Genomic DNA, 1,216 nt, shown 5'->3' with positions numbered 1-1,216 from the left:
ACGGCGATCGCTCTCTCTATCACCCTTGAACAGTTTGAAGCCCTTGCTGCGGTCAACCGTGACTTAAAATTAGAACGTACAGTTCAAGGAGAATTAATCGTGAATCCCCCGACAGGTGGCGAATCAGGACAGCGTAATTTTAGCTTAACGACTCAACTGGGTCGCTGGTGCGAAGAAAATGAAGCTTTAGGAGTCGGGTTTGACTCTTCCACCGGATTTATACTACCAAATGGGGCGATTCGTTCTCCCGATCTATCTTGGGTGAGTCGAGAACGCTGGGAATCTTTAACCCCTAAACAGAAAAAGGGATTTATTCCCCTCTGTCCCGATTTTGTGGTGGAATTGCGCTCTGAATCTGATAGTCTTGACAAATTACAGAAAAAACTGCTCGAATATAGGGACAATGGCGCAAGGTTAGGCTGGTTAATCGATCCCCAGAATCGGCAAGTTGAAATTTATCGTCAAGGAAAGGAAGTAGATATCTTAGAAAATCCCACTGATTTATCGGGTGAAGATGTTTTACCCAATTTTAGCTTAAATTTAAAGCTCTGATGTTTTAAGGGGTCATCCTGCGATATTCTGCCAATCTTTTTTAGATCGGGGATTCGCTTCTAAATTATCTAAGAATTCTTTTTTCTAGGTCATCATCAAATGAGCATCGAAAAGTCTTTAGTCTCCTCAAGTAAAAGTCTTTATCAAGAAGATTTCTACGCAGCCAGAGAAGATACTGTCAGAAAGTATCAACTCCCTGCTGATTTATTCCCGATTGAATCACCCTTTGCCCTTGCAGAAATCCTTGATTCTGACTATCTTCCTTAAAATTAAAGTTTGGTATTTTATCGATGAAGATAATGCCCAACAAAGCAAAGCGTTAATCAATAGCGTAGAACACGATCGATGGTTTTTAGGTAAATTTAGTTAATTATTCGCTATTGTAACCTGTTATTTAGTTAACCCACCCGATCGAGGTGGAAGTTTCCCAAAAAAATCGGGAATTTGTTCAGCGCAAGCTCAGGAATTCTGTGCAGAAACTTGACAAATAATCTTTAATAGTATAAGTTGCACCTGATCAAAGGACTATGTTAGCAGTTACTACCTCACCCGAAACCCTCTCCTTAGAAATTCCTACGGCGATCGCTCTCTCTATCACCCTTGAACAGTTTGAAGCCCTTGCTGCGGTCAACCGTGACTTAAAATTAGAACGTACAGTTCAAGG

General features: G+C 41.0%; 2 protein-coding genes and 1 pseudogene. All 3 read left to right on the top strand.

Translation table 11 applies throughout. The features are described from left to right. A partial coding sequence (locus O9324_RS23655) for a Uma2 family endonuclease (RefSeq protein ID WP_288141474.1) occupies positions 1-552 on the top strand: 552 nt, incomplete at its 5' end. 99 nt (positions 553-651) lie between these two features. Continuing rightward, positions 652-819 (top strand): DUF29 family protein, encoded by a 168-nt coding sequence (locus O9324_RS23650; protein WP_288141473.1) that lies wholly within the window; start codon positions 652-654, stop codon positions 817-819. A 260-nt stretch (positions 820-1,079) separates the two neighbouring features. Then, positions 1,080-1,216 (top strand): annotated as a pseudogene (locus O9324_RS23645) (Uma2 family endonuclease); the annotation flags it as partial.

Origin of the sequence: Microcystis sp. LE19-84.1B, from assembly GCF_027531875.1 — a bacterium.
GTDB classification, from domain to species: Bacteria; Cyanobacteriota; Cyanobacteriia; order Cyanobacteriales; family Microcystaceae; genus Microcystis; species Microcystis panniformis.
Note: the sequence above shows the minus strand (reverse complement) of the source record. Positions and strands in the feature narration are given on the sequence as shown.

Bases quoted from the DNA above. Each gene is read 5' to 3' on its own strand.
- O9324_RS23650 (WP_288141473.1), top strand. From the start codon at position 652: ATGAGCATCGAAAAGTCTTTAGTCTCCTCAAGTAAAAGTCTTTATCAA.